At 72.9% G+C, this 369-nt stretch carries 1 protein-coding gene; it reads left to right on the top strand.

Annotation, left to right across the window (positions count from 1 at the left end; translation table 11 throughout):
- Window positions 1-369: hypothetical protein (locus PUR71_RS01265; RefSeq protein WP_329924407.1), on the top strand; the 369-nt coding region annotated here is incomplete at both ends.

Here is a 369-nt window from a genome sequence, read left to right on the forward strand (position 1 = left end):
CAGGCGTTGGCGAGCGCGGGGCTGTCGGCTGCCGACGTGGATGCCGTGGAGGCGCACGGGACGGGGACGACGCTGGGTGATCCGATCGAGGCGCAGGCGCTGCTCGCGACGTACGGGCAGGACCGGGAAGTCCCGCTGCTGCTGGGGTCGATCAAGTCGAACATCGGGCATGCGCAGGCGGCGGCCGGTGTCGCGGGCGTGATCAAGATGGTGCTGGCGATGCAGAATGGTGTGCTGCCGCGCACGCTGCACGTGGACGCGCCGTCGTCGCACGTCGACTGGACGGCCGGCGCCGTCGAGCTGCTCACCGAGCGCACCGACTGGCCGGCCACCGGCCACCCGCGCCGTGCGGGCGTGTCGTCCTTCGGG

This window comes from Streptomyces sp. SP17BM10 (assembly GCF_036322405.1).
Classification (GTDB): Bacteria; Actinomycetota; Actinomycetes; order Streptomycetales; family Streptomycetaceae; genus Kitasatospora.